At 65.8% G+C, this 15196-nt stretch carries 17 protein-coding genes and 1 tRNA gene; 4 read left to right on the top strand and 14 right to left on the bottom strand.

Going from position 1 to position 15196, the window contains the following annotated elements:
• The 3 genes from JOZ79_RS02195 to JOZ79_RS02185 all read left to right on the top strand — a co-directional run.
• On the top strand, positions 1 to 1171 hold a 1171-nt coding region (locus tag JOZ79_RS02195), incomplete at its 5' end, for a hypothetical protein (RefSeq protein WP_294069975.1).
• Positions 1164 to 2543: an O-antigen ligase family protein gene (locus tag JOZ79_RS02190; RefSeq protein WP_294069972.1), complete on the top strand. Its 1380-nt coding sequence runs from the start codon at positions 1164 to 1166 to the stop codon at positions 2541 to 2543. The genes JOZ79_RS02195 and JOZ79_RS02190, both read left to right, overlap by 8 nt.
• Before the next feature lie 23 nt (positions 2544 to 2566).
• On the top strand, positions 2567 to 2968 hold the full coding sequence (locus JOZ79_RS02185; protein WP_294069970.1) for a hypothetical protein: 402 nt from the start codon (positions 2567 to 2569) through the stop codon (positions 2966 to 2968).
• Between the two features lie 14 nt (positions 2969 to 2982).
• On the opposite strand, the gene JOZ79_RS02180 is transcribed toward JOZ79_RS02185, so the two are convergent.
• The 6 genes from JOZ79_RS02180 to folK form a co-directional block, all read right to left on the bottom strand.
• Positions 2983 to 4017, bottom strand: coding sequence for a glycosyltransferase family A protein (locus JOZ79_RS02180; RefSeq protein WP_294069968.1), 1035 nt, complete (start codon positions 4015 to 4017; stop codon positions 2983 to 2985).
• A gap of 84 nt (positions 4018 to 4101) precedes the next feature.
• Complete coding sequence (locus tag JOZ79_RS02175; protein ID WP_294069966.1) at positions 4102 to 4860, bottom strand: hypothetical protein; 759 nt, start codon at positions 4858 to 4860, stop codon at positions 4102 to 4104.
• Positions 4850 to 6670: a glycosyltransferase gene (locus tag JOZ79_RS02170; protein ID WP_294069963.1), complete on the bottom strand. Its 1821-nt coding sequence runs from the start codon at positions 6668 to 6670 to the stop codon at positions 4850 to 4852. Before JOZ79_RS02170 ends, JOZ79_RS02175 begins: the two co-directional genes overlap by 11 nt.
• The gene (locus JOZ79_RS02165; protein WP_294069961.1) at positions 6667 to 7527 is read right to left on the bottom strand and encodes a glycosyltransferase family 2 protein; all 861 of its coding nucleotides are present in this window, start codon (positions 7525 to 7527) and stop codon (positions 6667 to 6669) included. The genes JOZ79_RS02170 and JOZ79_RS02165 overlap by 4 nt, the downstream gene beginning before the upstream one ends.
• Positions 7528 to 7583: 56 nt before the next feature.
• Positions 7584 to 7659 (bottom strand) — tRNA-Lys (locus JOZ79_RS02160).
• 14 nt (positions 7660 to 7673) lie between these two features.
• Positions 7674 to 8165 carry a 2-amino-4-hydroxy-6-hydroxymethyldihydropteridine diphosphokinase gene (gene folK / locus JOZ79_RS02155; RefSeq protein ID WP_294069959.1) on the bottom strand — a complete coding sequence of 164 codons (492 nt, stop codon included), beginning with the start codon at positions 8163 to 8165 and terminating at the stop codon, positions 7674 to 7676.
• Positions 8166 to 8188: 23 nt separating this feature from the next.
• Between folK and JOZ79_RS02150 the strand changes: the two genes are divergently transcribed.
• Positions 8189 to 8863, top strand: coding sequence for a uracil-DNA glycosylase (locus tag JOZ79_RS02150; RefSeq protein WP_294069957.1), 675 nt, complete (start codon positions 8189 to 8191; stop codon positions 8861 to 8863).
• Here the strand turns inward: JOZ79_RS02150 and aguB are convergent.
• The 8 genes from aguB to JOZ79_RS02110 form a co-directional block, all read right to left on the bottom strand.
• Complete coding sequence (aguB, locus tag JOZ79_RS02145; protein ID WP_294069954.1) at positions 8847 to 9698, bottom strand: N-carbamoylputrescine amidase; 852 nt, start codon at positions 9696 to 9698, stop codon at positions 8847 to 8849. The genes JOZ79_RS02150 and aguB overlap by 17 nt on opposite strands.
• Positions 9695 to 10669: an agmatine deiminase family protein gene (locus JOZ79_RS02140; protein ID WP_294069951.1), complete on the bottom strand. Its 975-nt coding sequence runs from the start codon at positions 10667 to 10669 to the stop codon at positions 9695 to 9697. The genes aguB and JOZ79_RS02140 overlap by 4 nt, the downstream gene beginning before the upstream one ends.
• 70 nt (positions 10670 to 10739) lie before the next feature.
• Positions 10740 to 11354, bottom strand: coding sequence for a 30S ribosomal protein S4 (gene rpsD / locus JOZ79_RS02135; protein WP_294069949.1), 615 nt, complete (start codon positions 11352 to 11354; stop codon positions 10740 to 10742).
• A 133-nt stretch (positions 11355 to 11487) separates the two neighbouring features.
• A complete protein-coding gene (locus tag JOZ79_RS02130; protein ID WP_294069946.1) occupies positions 11488 to 12222 on the bottom strand; it encodes an RNA methyltransferase in 735 nt (244 codons plus the stop codon).
• Positions 12219 to 12698 (bottom strand): transcriptional regulator NrdR, encoded by a 480-nt coding sequence (gene nrdR, locus JOZ79_RS02125; RefSeq protein WP_294069943.1) that lies wholly within the window; start codon positions 12696 to 12698, stop codon positions 12219 to 12221. The genes JOZ79_RS02130 and nrdR overlap by 4 nt, the downstream gene beginning before the upstream one ends.
• A complete protein-coding gene (gene glyA, locus JOZ79_RS02120; RefSeq protein WP_294069940.1) occupies positions 12698 to 14014 on the bottom strand; it encodes a serine hydroxymethyltransferase in 1317 nt (438 codons plus the stop codon). The genes nrdR and glyA overlap by 1 nt, the downstream gene beginning before the upstream one ends.
• Positions 14014 to 14460 (bottom strand): ribose 5-phosphate isomerase B, encoded by a 447-nt coding sequence (rpiB, locus tag JOZ79_RS02115; protein WP_294069938.1) that lies wholly within the window; start codon positions 14458 to 14460, stop codon positions 14014 to 14016. Before rpiB ends, glyA begins: the two co-directional genes overlap by 1 nt.
• A gap of 180 nt (positions 14461 to 14640) precedes the next feature.
• A partial coding sequence (locus JOZ79_RS02110; protein WP_294069935.1) for an aminotransferase class I/II-fold pyridoxal phosphate-dependent enzyme occupies positions 14641 to 15196 on the bottom strand: 556 nt, incomplete at its 5' end.

Genomic DNA, 15196 nt, shown 5'->3' with positions numbered 1-15196 from the left:
GGTCGTTCGGGGCGTCCTTGCAGTCGCGGCTGCGCTGCTGATCGCAGTGGCAGTGGTGCGCAATGCCGTCGTCGCTCAATTCGCGGAAGTGCGCCCCAGGCTGGCCGCTGCTGTCTGGCCTGAGCATCCCGACGCACAGTTGTGGTCGGCATTGACCGACATCGCTGCGGCGGCGCGCGCAGGAAAGCCGGTCGATCCCAAGGTGCTTCAGTCGGTGAACGATGCCGCCGACAAGGATCCGCTTGCCGCCGAACCCTTCCTCGTGCGCGGCGTCCGGGACCACCTTGCCGGCAACGAGAGCCTGGCCGCTGCGGCGTATGAGGAAGCGGAGGATCGCGATGGGCGCTCCGTGCCGGCGCGCTATTTCCTCGCCGATCATTTCCTGCGGATCGGGGACGGACGCGACGGCTTGCGGGAAGCGGCGATGCTGGCCCGCATGGTACCCAACGGGATCGGGGCGCTTGCGCCCTTCGTCGCGACCTACGCGAAGGATCCGGGCAACTGGGCCGAGCTCGGGACGATGTTCGCGTCCGACCCGCAGCTCGGCAACGCCACTCTGTCGACGCTCGCGAAAGACCCGCGCGACAGCGACCTCGTCCTCAGGCTTTCGACCCTGCAGCCGCGGGGGACTGTTCAGTCCTGGATGGACGTGCTGATCTCCAGCCTTGTGGCCGACGGCGAGTTTGCGAAGGCGCATCAGGTTTGGCGAAGCACCGGTCAGGTCAACGGCGCAGCAGATGCGCTGATTTACGATCCCGCCTTCCGCGACGCGTCCGCGCCCGGACCGTTCAACTGGACCTTGACCTCCTCCGCTCTCGGGCTGGCCGAACGGCGGCCGGGGGGCAGGCTGCACGTCATTTATTACGCTCAGGACGACGGTGTCCTCGCGTCCCAGTTGCTCGTTCTCTCGCCCGGCCGCTACCGGATCGCGATGCAGGCGTCGGGAGATCTTCGTAACGTCGGCCTGCTGAGCTGGCGGCTGACTTGCGCGAATTCGCCAAAGGAGTTGTTCGGGCTTCGTCTCGGCGCGAGCACGCAAGGATCGTTCGATGTCCCGGGGGGCTGCGCGGCCCAGCGGCTCGAACTGATGGGATCGGCGCCGGACCTCGCCCAGGCCGTCGACGTGACGATCAGCGGCCTCAGCCTGACTCGGGAGTCGTCCGGTGGCTAGCCGCGGAAGCCAGACGGCAGCCCCGATCTACCTGTTCCTCTGCCTGATCCTTGGCGGAAGCGCGCAAGGCATGTTCGCGAACATGGTTCTTCAGCTGCTCGGTCTTGGCCTGGTTGCCTGGGCGGTGATCGCGCCGAAGACGAGCGCTCCATCCAGGGCGGAGCGCCAGCTTCTCGCCCTGATCCTGCTGGCGCTTGCGCTCGTCGCCCTCCAGCTTGTGCCGTTGCCGCCTTCGATCTGGCCGCATCTTGGCGGCCGGGAGCGGTTCGCGGTTGGCTACCTGCTGCTTGGCGTGCCGGTGCCGTGGCTGCCGATCTCGCTTGCGCCCTATGACAGCCTGGCGACGCTTCTCGCGGTCATTCCGCCGCTCGCACTGCTCTTTACCGTGCTCCGGATCGGCGCCCGGCCCTTGTGGCTGATTGCGGCACTGCTTGCGGGCCTCGTGTCCGGCATCCTGGTCGGAGTCCTCCAGGTCAGCAGCATCGGCCCGGCCGGGTCGCCCTGGTATTTCTATCCGGAAACGAACGTCGGTGTCGCGACCGGCTTTTTCGCCAATGCCGATCACATGGCGACCCTACTCGTGATCTCGATCCCGTTCCTCGGTGCGCTCCTCGGCTCGGTCCGTACGGCGCGAGCCGGGTTGCCGCATTATTCCGGAGTGATCGCCGTCGTCGCCGCGGTCGCCGCGGTAGTTGCGCTCGGGATCGTCCTCAACGGGTCGCTTGCCGGATACGGCCTGGCGCTGCCGGTCGCGTTGATGAGTATCCTGTTGGCGCTTCGCCCTCGCTCGCGCGCGCGCATCTGGGTGGCGATCGGAACGGTCGCGCTGATCGCATGCGGGATTGCGGCGCTGGTCCTGATGCCGATCGGCGACAACCTGATGCGGGACCACGAAAGCCGCTCCGTGGCACCGCGGCGCGAAATCCTGGCAACGTCCGCCGCCGCCGGCCGCGCCTTCATGCCCCTTGGCTCTGGCCTCGGCACCTTCCCCCGCGTCTATGCGCTTTACGAGGATCACGATCGGCTGGATCCGACGACCTCGGTCAATCACGCGCACGACGATTACATCGAGCTGGCCCTGGAGACCGGGGTTCCTGGCGTGCTGTTGATGGCCTTGTTCCTTCTGTGGTGGGCTGGCACCGCCATGCGGACCTGGATGGTTACCGATTCCGGCCCGTTCGCGCGCGCCGCAGTGATCGCGTCGGCCGCGATCCTGGTCCACAGCCTGGTTGACTTTCCACTGCGAACGGCGGCGATCGGCAGCGCCTTTGCAATGTGCATCGCGCTTCTCGTCCGATGGCGTCCTTCGGCGACCAGGGCGCCAGCCGAGCAGTCGGAGCTCAGGCCGGCGCGGCATGTCGTGATCGGCTGACCGGGCGGATTGCCACATCGAAGATGACCCCGCTCGACGCCACCCGGTTCGTTTGGCAGCTGATTGAGCGCGGGATGTTCTCCTGGTATGAACTGAAGATGTTCGTCGAGCATGCGGCGATCATCACCAGCGATGCTCTTCACGTCCTCGCGGGAATCGCCGTTTGGATCGTCGCCGGCCTCGCACAGCGACGCCCGCTGACCGGCTGGCTACCGTGGCTGTGGGTGCTCGCGGCTATCCTGCTCAATGAGACGATCGACCTCTGGGTCGAGCAATGGCCGATCGCAGCCATGCAATATGGCGAGTCCGCGAAGGACGTCATGCTGACGATGATCGTTCCAACGCTGTTGATGGCGGCAGCGCGCTGGCGTCCGAACCTGTTCGCAGCTCGGGCTCGAACGCCGCGACGGTCCCGGCGCCGCTGAAGCCGAACCTGCGCTTAGTCCCTGCCAAGCGTGAGCAGGGCGCCCCCACGCCACAGCACCGGCTCGTTCGTCCGCGTCTCGGGAGCGGGACTGGCGTTTCGCGCCATGAGCAACAGCCGCATGAAGGCGCGCAGCGTATGCGGCTCGGCTGAGGCCCATGCGGCCCAGACGAGGGCGCTGAGGGTACGGAAATTGAATTTGAGGTCACCACGAAGGAGGAGTCGCCGGAAGAGGTGTGGGCGCATGCCGGACCAGAGCTGCGCGGAGCCGAGCGAGATGAACACCCGGGGATCGAGCTTGCCTTCGCGACGCCCCGACGACGCGAGCAGATCGTCGTAGGAGCGGTCCTTGGCGACGCGCTCGCGGCAGCGGTACATGAGGTCGACCGCCCGCTCGACGCGGCGCGCTTCCGATGCGATGCGCGTGCTCGCGGCCGACTGCCGCACCGCATAGACGGCGTAGGGCAGTACCATCACCTTCGAGATCGCAGCCATTCGGATGATGAGATCGTGGTCCTCCCAATACTCGCACTCGCTCCGGTATCCTCCGACTCGGTCGAACAGCTCCTGTCGATACATCAGGGGTCCATTGCCGAAGGGCGGGACATGCCGGGGATGAAGCAGCCGCCAGCTTTCGGCCCGCCGGATGATCCTCCCGGCCGAATCGATGACGTCGGTCAGGCCGCCGACAACGTCGACGCCCGGGAAGCGCTCGAAGACGGCAAGCTGATCGGCGAGCCGCGACGGATAGGAAATGTCGTCAGCATCGGTCCGCGCGACGAAGGGGGTCGACGCGGCGAGTGCGACGCGCTGGGAGCTTAGCGCTGGGCCGAGATTGCTCTTCTCCTCGAGCAAAGTGATGCGGAAATCCCGCGACGCCCAATAGCGAAGGCGTTCGGTCGAGCCATCAGTCGAACCATCGTCGAGAATGATGAAGCGGAAGTCGCCGAGGGTCTGGCCCAGAATGCTTTCGACCGCCGCATCAAGGTAGGGCAAGGCATTGTGCACCGGCATGACAACGCTGACTTGCGGAGATGCAGTGACCGGCATTCGACCCAATGGATTGTGATTGGCGAAGTTAGTTATTGCAGCTCCCGGTCAAAGTCGATGAGGCGCCAGCCCCGGCCGCGATTCTCATCGAAGCATGTTCCGCGCCGCCCGCCGCGCGCGCTTGAGGAATTGTGAAGCCAGGTCCGCGGGCAGCGTCCGGAACCGCCGTAGCCCGTGCCGCAGCAAAGGCATTCGAGCAGGGCGCTCCGGAGCCGAACGCGCCAGGACATAGATGTCGGCGGTGACGCGATAGGCATTGAGCCCAGTTGCTCGAGCGATGGCTGCAATATCGTCGAAGTCAAAACTCCAGCGCTCGTGCGCCCCTGGCCACGACCATTGCAGGCCTTCGCGATCGGTGACGATCTGTCCATTGCTTCCAAGTCTCGAGGCATAGAGCGAGAACAGGTCTGCCAGATGCCGGATGCAGCAGCACGGAACCGCCGGATTGTTGTCGATGATGAAATCGAACGTTTCCGCGGGAATTCCGGTAGAGCCCGAATATTTGTTGTGTTTGATCGCGCGATAGTTGGGAAGCCCTAGCGCGTGCGCCACGCGGATCTCGGGGTCGTCGACGGTGGTCCCGACGATCGCTTTCACCCGCTTGTGGAGGCGACGGGCAAGGCCCGAATTCCCGATGCCAACATGCAGCAGGGTGCGGTCCCGCAGGTCGAACCGGTCGATATAGCTTTCGATGCGCTGTTGGTCGTCGGTAGTCTTTCGTCGGGACCAGTCCCGCACATGCGGGCTGTCGACGATTCCCGGATCGACGTCGTTGCCGCAGTCGAACGGGAGTTCGGCGAAGCGCCGCCGATGCAGCTCATGCCAACCTTCGCTAACGGGCATGCAACCGGTTCATTCGCCGGGTGACGCGTCCAGGCAGACTCCTCAGCTGTAGCAAGCGGCCAAACAACCGGGGTGCAGTCGTCTTGAGGCGGAATCGCCAGCCATCGTCGCTCGCAAGGATCATCACTCGCGGGATCCTGTAGCGATCGTTCGGGGAGGTCGCGTGTTTGTATGCAACTGCGAATCCTGCAGTGAAGCCTGAAGCGCGGACCGCCTGCTCCGATGCATCGTCCAGCGCTCCATAGGGATAGGCGAAGAACCGGGGACGCACACCGGTTGCCCGTTCAAGATCGTCCGCGGAGCCCCTGATCTCCGCGGCTTTGCCGCTCGGAGAAAGTCGCGGGAGTTCGCGATGGGTTCGCGAGTGCGATCCGATTTCCAGCCCTATCTCAACGAGTCCGGCCAGCTCGGCCGCGTCGAGTAGCCTGACCTGCCGTGCTCCGTGAGGCTGGTCCCACTCGTTCGTCCCCGAGCTTGCGCCCGTCACGACGAACAGGATCGCCGAGATGCCTCGCGAGGCGAGGGTGCCACGAGCCAGGCGGACCATGCTCGCATAGCCGTCGTCGAAGGTCAGAAGGACCGGACGCCGAGGCAAGGGCGCGCCGTGGGCCAGGAACTGCGCATATTGTTCGGGACTGATGAACGAAAAGCCGCGCGCGGTCAGCCGGTCGAGATGCTTTTCGAAAAGGGCCGGAGGTACGCTGTACATCGACAGCAGGGGATCGTCGCGATGGTCCTCGATCGCATGGTAGCAGAGGATCAGCGGCCGCTTCGAGAAGGGATAGCCGCCCGCAGCTCGAAGTTCCGACCAATAGGATAGGCTGCGCGTCGCCGAGAAGAAGCGAGCGAGAAGGCGGTTCGAATGGAAGGGCGTCGAAAGCGCTGCCTCCGATAATCGTACCGCTGCGGCCGCCAGCATCTTCGCCAGGAGGGGCACCTTCGACAGCGGCCGATAGACGAAACGTGTGACCGGGCTCGACCAACCCTTCTCTTCGAACAGCGGCTTCGCGAGCTGCGGGCGCTTGCGGATCAGTCGGAGATCCGCCTGCACCGCCCGAGCCGCCCGTTCCGAATATTCACGCGGACTGACGACGTAGCGCTGGCGGGTGACGGCCGACGGATTGTGCCGAACGTCGCAGTGCTCGAGCAGGTCGACCCCGAAGTCGGCATCTTCATTGCCGAACGCGCTCCCGGTTGTGAATTGCGGGTCGAAGCCGCCGATCCGGTCGAAAACCGCCTTCCGAACGGACAGTTGGCCGGTGAAGATGTCGAACGGCGAGAGGGGAGTCCGGACGCGGGTGGACTCGATCCATCGCGCGACGCTTCGCGGCAGGAACCCGCGTGGAGAATCGTCGTCGATCACCGTGTCGCCGATCACCGCGTCGGCTCCGTCGCGATAGCAGGAGGAATGGTGCTCGATCAGGTCAGGACCGCAGATCATGTCGTCGTCAAGGAACAGGATGACCTCATGCCGCGCAGCGTGGGCACCGCGATTTCGGGCTCGTGCGGCGCCCGCGTTGGGCTGATCGATCACTCGCAAAGGGAATGGGCAATCGATCGCAGCGAGCGCTTCCGCAGTGCCGTCGTTGGAGCCGTCGACCACGACGATAAGCTCGAGATCGGCCACGTGACGGACGCTCGCCAGCGCCCGAACGGCGTCGCACACGACCTCCCGCCGCCGATACGTTGGGATGACGATCGAGAAGCTCGGCGATGTTCGGGATGGCTGCGACGCGACGCGCTCATCAACCGTCCCCAACCCGGCGGAAAGCAAAGGACGTTCAGGCGCGATGTCGGTCGTTCGAGTCATTTCGCCTCGTGCACGTAGGTTCGGGCGGCCCGCGAGGGCGCGACACGGCGCCTCAATCCAGACAAAAAACGCATGAGTTCGAACGAGACGAGTCGTCGAATGACGACTGCGCGAGATCGAGCGTCGAGTGGGACTTCGCGCGTCCAGCGCAGGAAAGCCGAATATCTCCGCGGGCTCGTGAAGCTCATCGAATTGGACGTGATCCGGTAATCGGAGACCGGTTCGTCGAGCAGGTAGACATCCTCCTTCGCCAGCAGCTTCACAAGCAACGCGGTGTCCTCGTACATCCCATGCCATGTCGACGCCGTATCCCGCGCGGCGATGAACTCCTTGCGGCGGAACATCATGCTGCACACATGCGGATGATGATCGTCGCTCAGGACCAGGTAGCGAAGGAACTTCCGGCCCTGGACCATTCCGCTGCGAAGCGGGCGATAGCTTTGGACTCGCCGTCTCGAACTGCCCGACGCGTCCCAAGTCCAGAAACGGGTGGCGGCAAGTACGGCGGCGGCGCGCGGATGGGCTTCGAGCAGTCCGGCGAGGCGCTCGAGCGCTTCCGGGTCGAGGATGTCGTCATGGTCCAGGAACAGAAGGTACAGGCCACTTGCGGTGTCGGAGCCCAGCACCCGGCTGGCCGCAAGCCCTCGGTTCGCGCGGCCCGGGTGGGTCACATAGCGCGCGCGCCGGTCGGCAGCGACGAAGTCCTTCGCGATGACCGCGCTAGAGTCGGTCGAGCCGTCGTCGACGAGCACTAGCTCCCATTCCGACAGACTCTGCGCCACGACGCTGGCAATGGCCTCGCGGATGAAGGCCGCGCCATTGTAGAAGCTGATGACGACGCTGACCCGGGGCTGCATTGCAGGCAGCATACAACGGCAGGCGAGCGGCTGGAACCGCTGCGACTGCACGAGTCTGGTGAGCCCAGCTGGATTCGAACCAGCGACCTACTGATTAAAAGTCAGTTGCTCTACCAACTGAGCTATGGGCCCACCTTGGGCGGCGGTTAGCCTCGTGGGCGCCGGCGGGCAAGGCGCTGCGCAAGGTGGCGCGCGGTAAGCGGGCCGCGGATGCGCCACGCCGGAGCGATCGCTGCGAGCGGCTGGAGGACGAAGCTGCGCTCGGCGAGCCGAGGATGGGGGACGGCGAGCGCCCGCGATTGGAAGGTGCCACCGCTCCACAGGATGAGATCAAGGTCGAGCACGCGCGGGCCCCAGCGGCGGCCGGGCCGGCGGCCGAAGTCGCGCTCGATTGCCTTCAGGCGGCAAAGCATGGTCAAGGGTTCGAGCGGGCTCTCGACCAGCGCGACCGAATTGGCGAAGTCGCGACCGGCGCCGCCGTGCGCGGGGTTGAGGATGATGGGGGCTGCGTCGAACAGGCCAAACTCCGCGTCGAGGCGGGCGATCGCAGCTTCTACGACCGCAGCCGGCCGGCCGAAGCGCCCGTGCGGTCGGTTCGATCCAATCGCCACCGCATAGAGGTACGTTGCGCCTGCCACGGCTGCTCGCCTAGGTCAGTGCAATGCCGTTCGCTACCCCCGCCGAGCGTTCGCCGATCCCGCAGGCCGAAGCGCCTCGAGATTGCCCGCTGTGCCCGCGCCTTGTGGCATTTCGGCAGGAATGCCGGGCGGAGTATCCGGACTGGTGGAACGGCCCGGTACCGGCGTTCGGCGATCGCGCGGCATGGCTCGCCATCGTCGGCCTCGCACCGGGAAAGCATGGCGCAAACCGGACCGGGCGGCCATTCACCGGCGATTATGCCGGCGAGTTGCTCTACGCGACACTTCTGAAACTCGGGCTGGCGGAGGGTGAATACCGGGCCGACCCCGGCGACGGCTTTCGGCTGACGGGCGCGATCATTCTTAACGCGGTTAAATGCCTCCCGCCGGCGAACAGGCCGGAGCCGTCGGAGATCAAAACCTGCCGCAATTATTTCGAGGCGGCATTGGTTGCACTGCCCAATGTCCGGGTGCTGGTCGCGCTCGGCCAGATCGCCCATGTCGCCGCGGCCCGGGCGCTGGGACTGCCGCCCGCGTCGACCAAGTTCGGGCATGGTGCGGAAGCGCTCGCGCCGGATGGGCGCATCTTGCTCTCGAGCTACCATTGCTCGCGGTACAATCAGAATACGGGCCGGCTGGATGCAGCGATGTTCGAGAGCGTTTTTGAGCGCGCGCTCGCTCTCAGATGTCCTCGGTAAGCCTGCCGTAGAGCTCGGGCCGGCGGTCGCGGAAGAAGCCGAAGGCGGCGCGGTGCTTCTTCGCCTGAGCGAGGTCGAGCGTCGCCACAAGCACGCCCGTCTCCTCGGCGCCGAACTCCGCAAGCATGTCGCCGCGCTCGTCACAGATGAAGCTGTGGCCGTAGAAGCGCTGACCATGTTCCCTGCCGACGCGGTTGGCCGCGACGACTGGCACCACGTTCGATACTGCATGCCCGATCATCGCCCTCCGCCACAGCCGCGAGGTGTCGAGGTCCGGGTCGTGCGGCTCGGTGCCGATTGCCGTTGGGTAAAAGAGGATGTCCGCGCCCATGAGCATCATTGCGCGGGCGGTCTCCGGATACCACTGGTCCCAGCAGACGCCGACGCCAAGTGTTGATCGCTGCGGGCCCGGCCAGACCTTGAAGCCCGTGTTCCCGGGCCGGAAGTAGAACTTCTCCTCGTAGCCGGGACCGTCGGGGATATGGCTCTTGCGATAAACCCCGGCGACCCTGCCGTCCGGCCCGATCATGGCGAGACTGTTGTAGTGATGCGGCCCGTCGAGCTCGAAGAAGCTGGTCGGAATCCAGATCTTCAATTCGTCCGCGAGCTTTTGCATCGCGACGACGGACGGATGCTCGGCGGTTGGCCGGGCAGTGGCGAACAGACTCTCGTCCTCGACCCGGCAGAAATAGGGCCCTTCGAACAGCTCTGGCGGAAGTACGACTTGGGCGCCCTTCGCCACCGCCTCACGCACGAGCTCGCTCACGGCGCGAATGTTGCCATCCGTGTCGTCGGTGAAGGCGAGCTGCAGTGCAGCGACGGTGAGCTTGGTCATTCCGGAACCTGTTGGGAGATGCAGTGGAAGCTTCCACCACCGGTCAGGATGTGGTCGGCCCGCATCCCGATTGCAACGCGGTCGGGGAAGACGGCCTGGAGCGCGGTCACGGCGGCTGCGTCGTTGGCGGCACCGTACTGCGGCACCACGACCGCGGCGTTGCCGATGTAGAAATTCATGTAGCTCGCCGGAATGACATCTCCGTCCTCGCCGGTCACCCGGCCGAGCGAGGGCAGGGGCACGACCTCGAGACCGGCGGCGCGAAGCCGAGTCCGAGCGTCTTCGAAGGCGGCGCCGTTAGGATCGTCCGAATCGGGATCCGGCACTCCCACCACCCCGGGAGCAAGGAACCTGGCAAGATTGTCGACATGGCCATCGGTGTGGTCGTTGAGCAGTCCCGATCCTAGCCAGATGATGCGGTCGAATCCGAGGTCGCGCCGCAGCCGCTCTTCGATCTCAGTGCGAGTCAGGCTGTTCCGGTTCGGGTTGAGAAGGCACTGTTCGGTCGTGACCACGGCGCCAGTGCCGTCATGATCGATTGCCCCGCCCTCAAGTACCCAGTCGGCCTTGGCGAACGGAAGTTGTGCCTGGCGCGCCAGGCGCTCGCCGATGTCCTGGTCGCCGTCGAGATCGTACTTACCCCCCCAGCCGTTGAAACCGAAGCCCTGCGCCCGGCGCTCGGCGCCGCTGCCGGCGACAATCGGCCCCGTGTCGCGCAACCAGATGTCGCCGAACGGCTCGACGATCACCTCGGCAAACGGAGCGAGCTGCCTCGCGGCTTTAGCCGCGCCTTCGTTCGCAGCGACCAGCCGCACCCTCTCGCCCTTCCCGCCGGCATGGACGGCCTCGGCGAATGCGGCCACCTCGCGCTCCGCTTGCTTGAGGTCGCCGAGCCACAGGTCGGGATCGCTCGGAAAGCCGATCCACACCGCCTCGTGCGGTGCCCATTCGGGTAGGGGGGATTTCGTCATGTGGGCGGCGCCTACCAACAAAAAGGGCGACCCGCGAGGGCCGCCCTGATTGATCGCTTTGGACGAAGGCTCAGCGCGAGTAGAACTCGATCACGAGGTTCGGCTCCATGCGGACGGGGTAGGGGACTTCGTCCAGCTTGGGAACGCGGGTGTAGGTGACCTTGGTGTTGCCGTCGGGAACGACATAGTCGGGCACTTCCCGTTCCGCGAGGCCCTGAGCTTCGATCACCAGCGCCATTTCCTGTGCCTTGGTCCCGAGCTCGATGACGTCGTTCACGTTCACCCGTCGCGAGGCGATGTTGCACTTGACGCCATTGACCCGGACGTGGCCGTGGCTGACCAGCTGGCGAGCCGCCCAGATCGTCGGTGCGAACTTGGCGCGGTAGACGACCATGTCGAGGCGGCGCTCGAGCAGGCCGATCAGGTTCTGCGAAGCGTCGCCCTTCATGCTGGTGGCGTCGAGATAATTCTTCTTGAACTGCTTCTCGGTGATCTCCCCGTCATTACAAAACAAATTCTGCTTGGCGCGGAGCTGGATGCCGTAGTCGGAAATCTTGCCCTTGCGGCGCTGGCCGTGCTGGCCGGGGCCGTATTCGCGGCGGTTCACGGGGCTCTTGGGACGTCCGAAGACGTTCTCACCCATGCGGCGGTCGAGCTTGTACTTGGCGCTGGTGCGCTTGGTCATTGTCAGTCCTTCAATTTGCTTCGTATCGATGTCCGGACCGCACCGGCAGGCGTTGCACCTGACGCGATCACCGCTTCACCGGACGTGCGGGATCAATTGCGAGCGGCGCACCTAGGGGGACGGGGCGCCAAGGTCAAGTTTTGGCGCGGTTTCTCGCGGGGCCGACGAGTGCCCGAATGATTCCACGGACGGCCTTGACCTCTCGCGACGACCAGTCGGTCTTGGTGAAGATGGTGCGGATCGTGTTCCTGGTCGCCTGGGTTCGTGATGGCGGGTGGAAATAGCCCTTGGCGTCCAGCTCGGCGTCCAGGTGCTCGATCAGGCCGTCGACCTCGCCGTGGATAGCCCTTGGCTCCCCTTCCTTCGCGGTAGGTTGGGCGAGTCCGGACCGCTTCGACCATTCGTAGGCGAGCAGGATCACCGCCTGGGCGAGGTTGAGCGAGCCGAACTCGGGGTTGATCGGGACCGTGACGATGGAGTGAGCGAGGGCGACGTCTTCGGTCTCGAGACCGGACCGCTCGGGGCCGAACAGGACCGCGGTGCGGCCGGCCGCCGCGGCGATCTGCTCCGCCATCTCCTCGGGTCCGACCACCGGCATGACGAGGTCGCGGCGGCGGACGGTCGAGGCGAAAACGGTCGAGCAGTCCGCAATCGCTGCCTTGACCGTGTCGAAGACCTGCGCCTGTTCGAGGACAACATCGGCGCCGCTGGCCGAGGGACCGGCATCCGGGTTCGGCCATCCGTCGCGAGGCGCCACCAGTCGCATCTCCGTCAGCCCGAAATTCAGCATCGCCCGCGCTGCCTTGCCGATATTCTGGCCGAGCTGCGGACGGACGAGGACGATGACGGGTTTGTCCGCTGCGCTCACAGAAGCTTGTCGCCCGGCGGGGGCGCGCCTTCCTTTTCGACGCGTTCGGCGATTTCGGCGAAGTCGCCGGGGTCGCTGAAGTCCTTGTAGATGCTTGCGAAGCGGATGTAGGCGACGTGGTCGAGGGCGCGAAGGCCGGCCATGACGGCTTCGCCGATGCGGGCGGAGTTCACTTCGTCGCCCTGAGTTTCCATCTGGCGCTGAACGCCGCTGACGAGACGATCGATCCTGGTCGCGTCGATGTCCCGCTTGCGGCACGCGTGGCCGATCGCCCTGGCGAGCTTGTCGCGGTCGAACGGCTCGCGCTTGCCGTCCTTCTTGACGACCGTGAGGTCGCGCAGCTGGACCCGCTCAAAGGTCGTGAAGCGGGCGCCGCACGCCTCGCACTGACGCCGACGCCGGATCGCCGCGCCGTCTTCCGACGGGCGGCTGTCCTTCACCTGGCTGTCTTCATGGGCGCAGAATGGGCATCTCATCAGCTATAGATGGGGAAGCGGCCGCAAAGGTCGAGTACGCGCTGGTTGACCTCCTGCTCGACTGCGGAATTGCCTTCGAGGCCGTTCGCCTTGAGGCCGTCGAGGACATCGGCGACCATGTCGGCGATGTCGCGGAACTCGGCCTCCCCGAAGCCTCGGGTGGTGCCGGCAGGCGAGCCGACGCGGATACCGCTGGTCTGCATCGGCGGCAGCGGGTCGAAGGGGACACCGTTCTTGTTGCAGGTGATGCCCGCGCGCTCGAGGCTTTCGTCCGCGTCTTTGCCGGTGAGGCCGAGTGGCCGAAGATCGACCAGCGCAAGGTGGGTGTCCGTGCCGCCGGCAACGAGGTCGGCGCCGCGCTCCTTCAGGCGATTTGCGAGCGTCTTGGCGTTGGCGATGACGGCCCTGGCATAAGCCTTGAACTCGGGCTGCAGCGCTTCGCCGAAGGCGACGGCCTTGGCGGCGATGACGTGCATCAGCGGACCGCCCTGAAGCCCGGGGAAGACCGCCGAGTTGATCTTCTTGGCGATGGCCTCGTCGTCGGTCAGGACCATGCCGCCACGCGGGCCGCGAAGGGTCTTGTGGGTCGTGGTGGTCACGACATGGGCGTGCCCGAACGGCGTCGGGTGCTCGCCGGCGGCGACCAGGCCGGCGAAATGGGCCATGTCGACCATCAGCAGCGCGCCGACTTCGTCCGCGATGGCGCGGAACCGGGCGAAATCGAAGTGGCGCGGGTAAGCGGACCCGCCGGCGATGATCATCTTCGGCTGGTGTTCCTTCGCGAGCCGCTCGACCTCCTCGAAGTCGACCAGGTGATCGTCCTGCCGGACGCCATACTGGACAGCGTTGAACCACTTGCCGGACTGGGCCGGCGGCGCGCCGTGGGTGAGGTGACCGCCGGCCGCCAGGCTGAGGCCCATGATCGTGTCGCCGGGCTTCAGCAGCGCCATCATGACCGCACCGTTGGCCTGCGCGCCCGAATGCGGCTGGACGTTGGCGAAGCCGCAGCCGAACAGCTTCTTGGCACGCTCGATCGCCAGCGTCTCAACCGTGTCGGACGGCGCGCAGCCCTGGTAGTAGCGGCGGCCCGGATAGCCTTCGGCATATTTGTTGGTGAGGACCGAGCCCTGGGCTTCGAGCACGGCCTTGGAAACAATGTTCTCCGACGCGATTAGCTCGATCTGGGTCTGCTCGCGGCGGAGTTCGGCGCGAATTCCGTCCTCGACCGCCTTGTCCTGCTCGGCGAGGCCGCTGGTGAAGAAGCCGCTGGGCACTCGATAATTCTGGTCGCTGTGAAGCTCGGCGGCGGTGGCCATCAGTCGCTGTCCTGCAGTTCGCGTGAGAGTTGATCGACGCGGCGGCCGTGGCGTCCGCCGGCGAAATCGGTGTCGAGGAACGCCTTCACGCATGCCTTGGCCATGTCGGGGCCGATGAGGCGCGCGCCCAAGGCAATGACGTTGGCGTCGTTGTGCTCTCGGGCCAAGGTCGCGGAGAGCGGATCGTCGACGCGGGCGCAGCGGCACTCGAGGTTGCGGTTGACGGCGATCGAGATGCCGATGCCCGAGCCGCAGACAGCGATTCCGCGCTCCGCCTTGCCGAGGCCGACGAACGAGCCGAGCTTCGCGCCATATTCGGGATAGTCCACGCTCCCTGGGCCGTTGGTGCCAAGGTCGGTAACCTCATGGTCTTGCTCGCGGAGCCAGGCCGCCAGTTCATCCTTGAGAAGATATCCCGCGTGGTCCGCGGCGAGAGCGATGCGCATAGTCGGCTTCTAGCCACCCGAGCGGTGCTTTGCCACCGCCTGAAAGGTCACGAAAGTCGCGGTGCTACGCGCGCGCGTGAGTCCCATCCGCAAAAAGCAAACAGGAGAGCTGTGCAGTCGAAAGATGGGGTGCGGCATGAGTCGAGGGCTAACCGCAAAGCCGCAGTGTAGGACAGCCCCTCAGGCGGCCAGGCGGATCTCGTCGCGACTGAGGACCTCGATGAGGGCGCTCGTCAGCTCGTCCATCGCCTCGGCGCTGTGCGTCGGGCCCGGGGTGAAGCGAAGGCGCTCGGTGCCACGCGGCACGGTCGGGAAATTGATCGGCTGAACGTAGAGGCCGTATTCGGCGAGCAGGATGTCGCTGACCCGCTTGGCCTTGACCGGGCAGCCGACGAGCAGCGGCACGATATGGGTGACGCTCGGCATCAGCGGCAGGCCGGCGGCGGTAAACTTGGCCTTGAGCATCGCGGCCGCTTCCTGCTGGGCGCGGCGCTCCTCGGCGGAGGCCTTGAGGTGGCGGACGCTGGCGAGCGCTCCGGCGACCAGCACCGGCGACAGCGAGGTCGTGAAGATGAAGCCCGGCGCATAGGAGCGGATCACGTCGATGATGGTCTGGTCGGCAGCGATATAGCCGCCCATCACGCCGAACGCCTTGCCGAGCGTGCCCTCGATGATCGTGATCCGGGCCGCCGCGTCGTCCCGATCCGAGATGCCGCCGCCGCGCGGGCCGTACATG

Origin of the sequence: Sphingomonas sp., from assembly GCF_019242355.1 — a bacterium.
In the GTDB taxonomy this organism is placed as follows: domain Bacteria; phylum Pseudomonadota; class Alphaproteobacteria; order Sphingomonadales; family Sphingomonadaceae; genus Sphingomicrobium.
The sequence above is the reverse complement of the archived record's forward strand: the minus strand, read 5'-3'. Positions and strand labels throughout refer to the sequence as shown.

Excerpts from the sequence above, each read along its gene's own strand:
- JOZ79_RS02150 (WP_294069957.1), top strand. The coding sequence starts at position 8,189 with ATGCCGTTCGCTACCCCCGCCGAGCGTTCGCCGATCCCGCAGGCCGAA.
- JOZ79_RS02165 (WP_294069961.1), bottom strand. The coding sequence starts at position 7,527 with ATGCAGCCCCGGGTCAGCGTCGTCATCAGCTTCTACAATGGCGCGGCC.
- JOZ79_RS02175 (WP_294069966.1), bottom strand. The coding sequence starts at position 4,860 with ATGCCCGTTAGCGAAGGTTGGCATGAGCTGCATCGGCGGCGCTTCGCC.
- nrdR (WP_294069943.1), bottom strand. The coding sequence starts at position 12,698 with ATGAGATGCCCATTCTGCGCCCATGAAGACAGCCAGGTGAAGGACAGC.
- glyA (WP_294069940.1), bottom strand. The coding sequence starts at position 14,014 with ATGGCCACCGCCGCCGAGCTTCACAGCGACCAGAATTATCGAGTGCCC.
- JOZ79_RS02170 (WP_294069963.1), bottom strand. The coding sequence starts at position 6,670 with ATGACTCGAACGACCGACATCGCGCCTGAACGTCCTTTGCTTTCCGCC.
- rpiB (WP_294069938.1), bottom strand. The coding sequence starts at position 14,460 with ATGCGCATCGCTCTCGCCGCGGACCACGCGGGATATCTTCTCAAGGAT.
- aguB (WP_294069954.1), bottom strand. The coding sequence starts at position 9,698 with ATGACCAAGCTCACCGTCGCTGCACTGCAGCTCGCCTTCACCGACGAC.
- JOZ79_RS02180 (WP_294069968.1), bottom strand. The coding sequence starts at position 4,017 with ATGCCGGTCACTGCATCTCCGCAAGTCAGCGTTGTCATGCCGGTGCAC.
- rpsD (WP_294069949.1), bottom strand. The coding sequence starts at position 11,354 with ATGACCAAGCGCACCAGCGCCAAGTACAAGCTCGACCGCCGCATGGGT.
- JOZ79_RS02185 (WP_294069970.1), top strand. The coding sequence starts at position 2,567 with ATGACCCCGCTCGACGCCACCCGGTTCGTTTGGCAGCTGATTGAGCGC.
- JOZ79_RS02140 (WP_294069951.1), bottom strand. The coding sequence starts at position 10,669 with ATGACGAAATCCCCCCTACCCGAATGGGCACCGCACGAGGCGGTGTGG.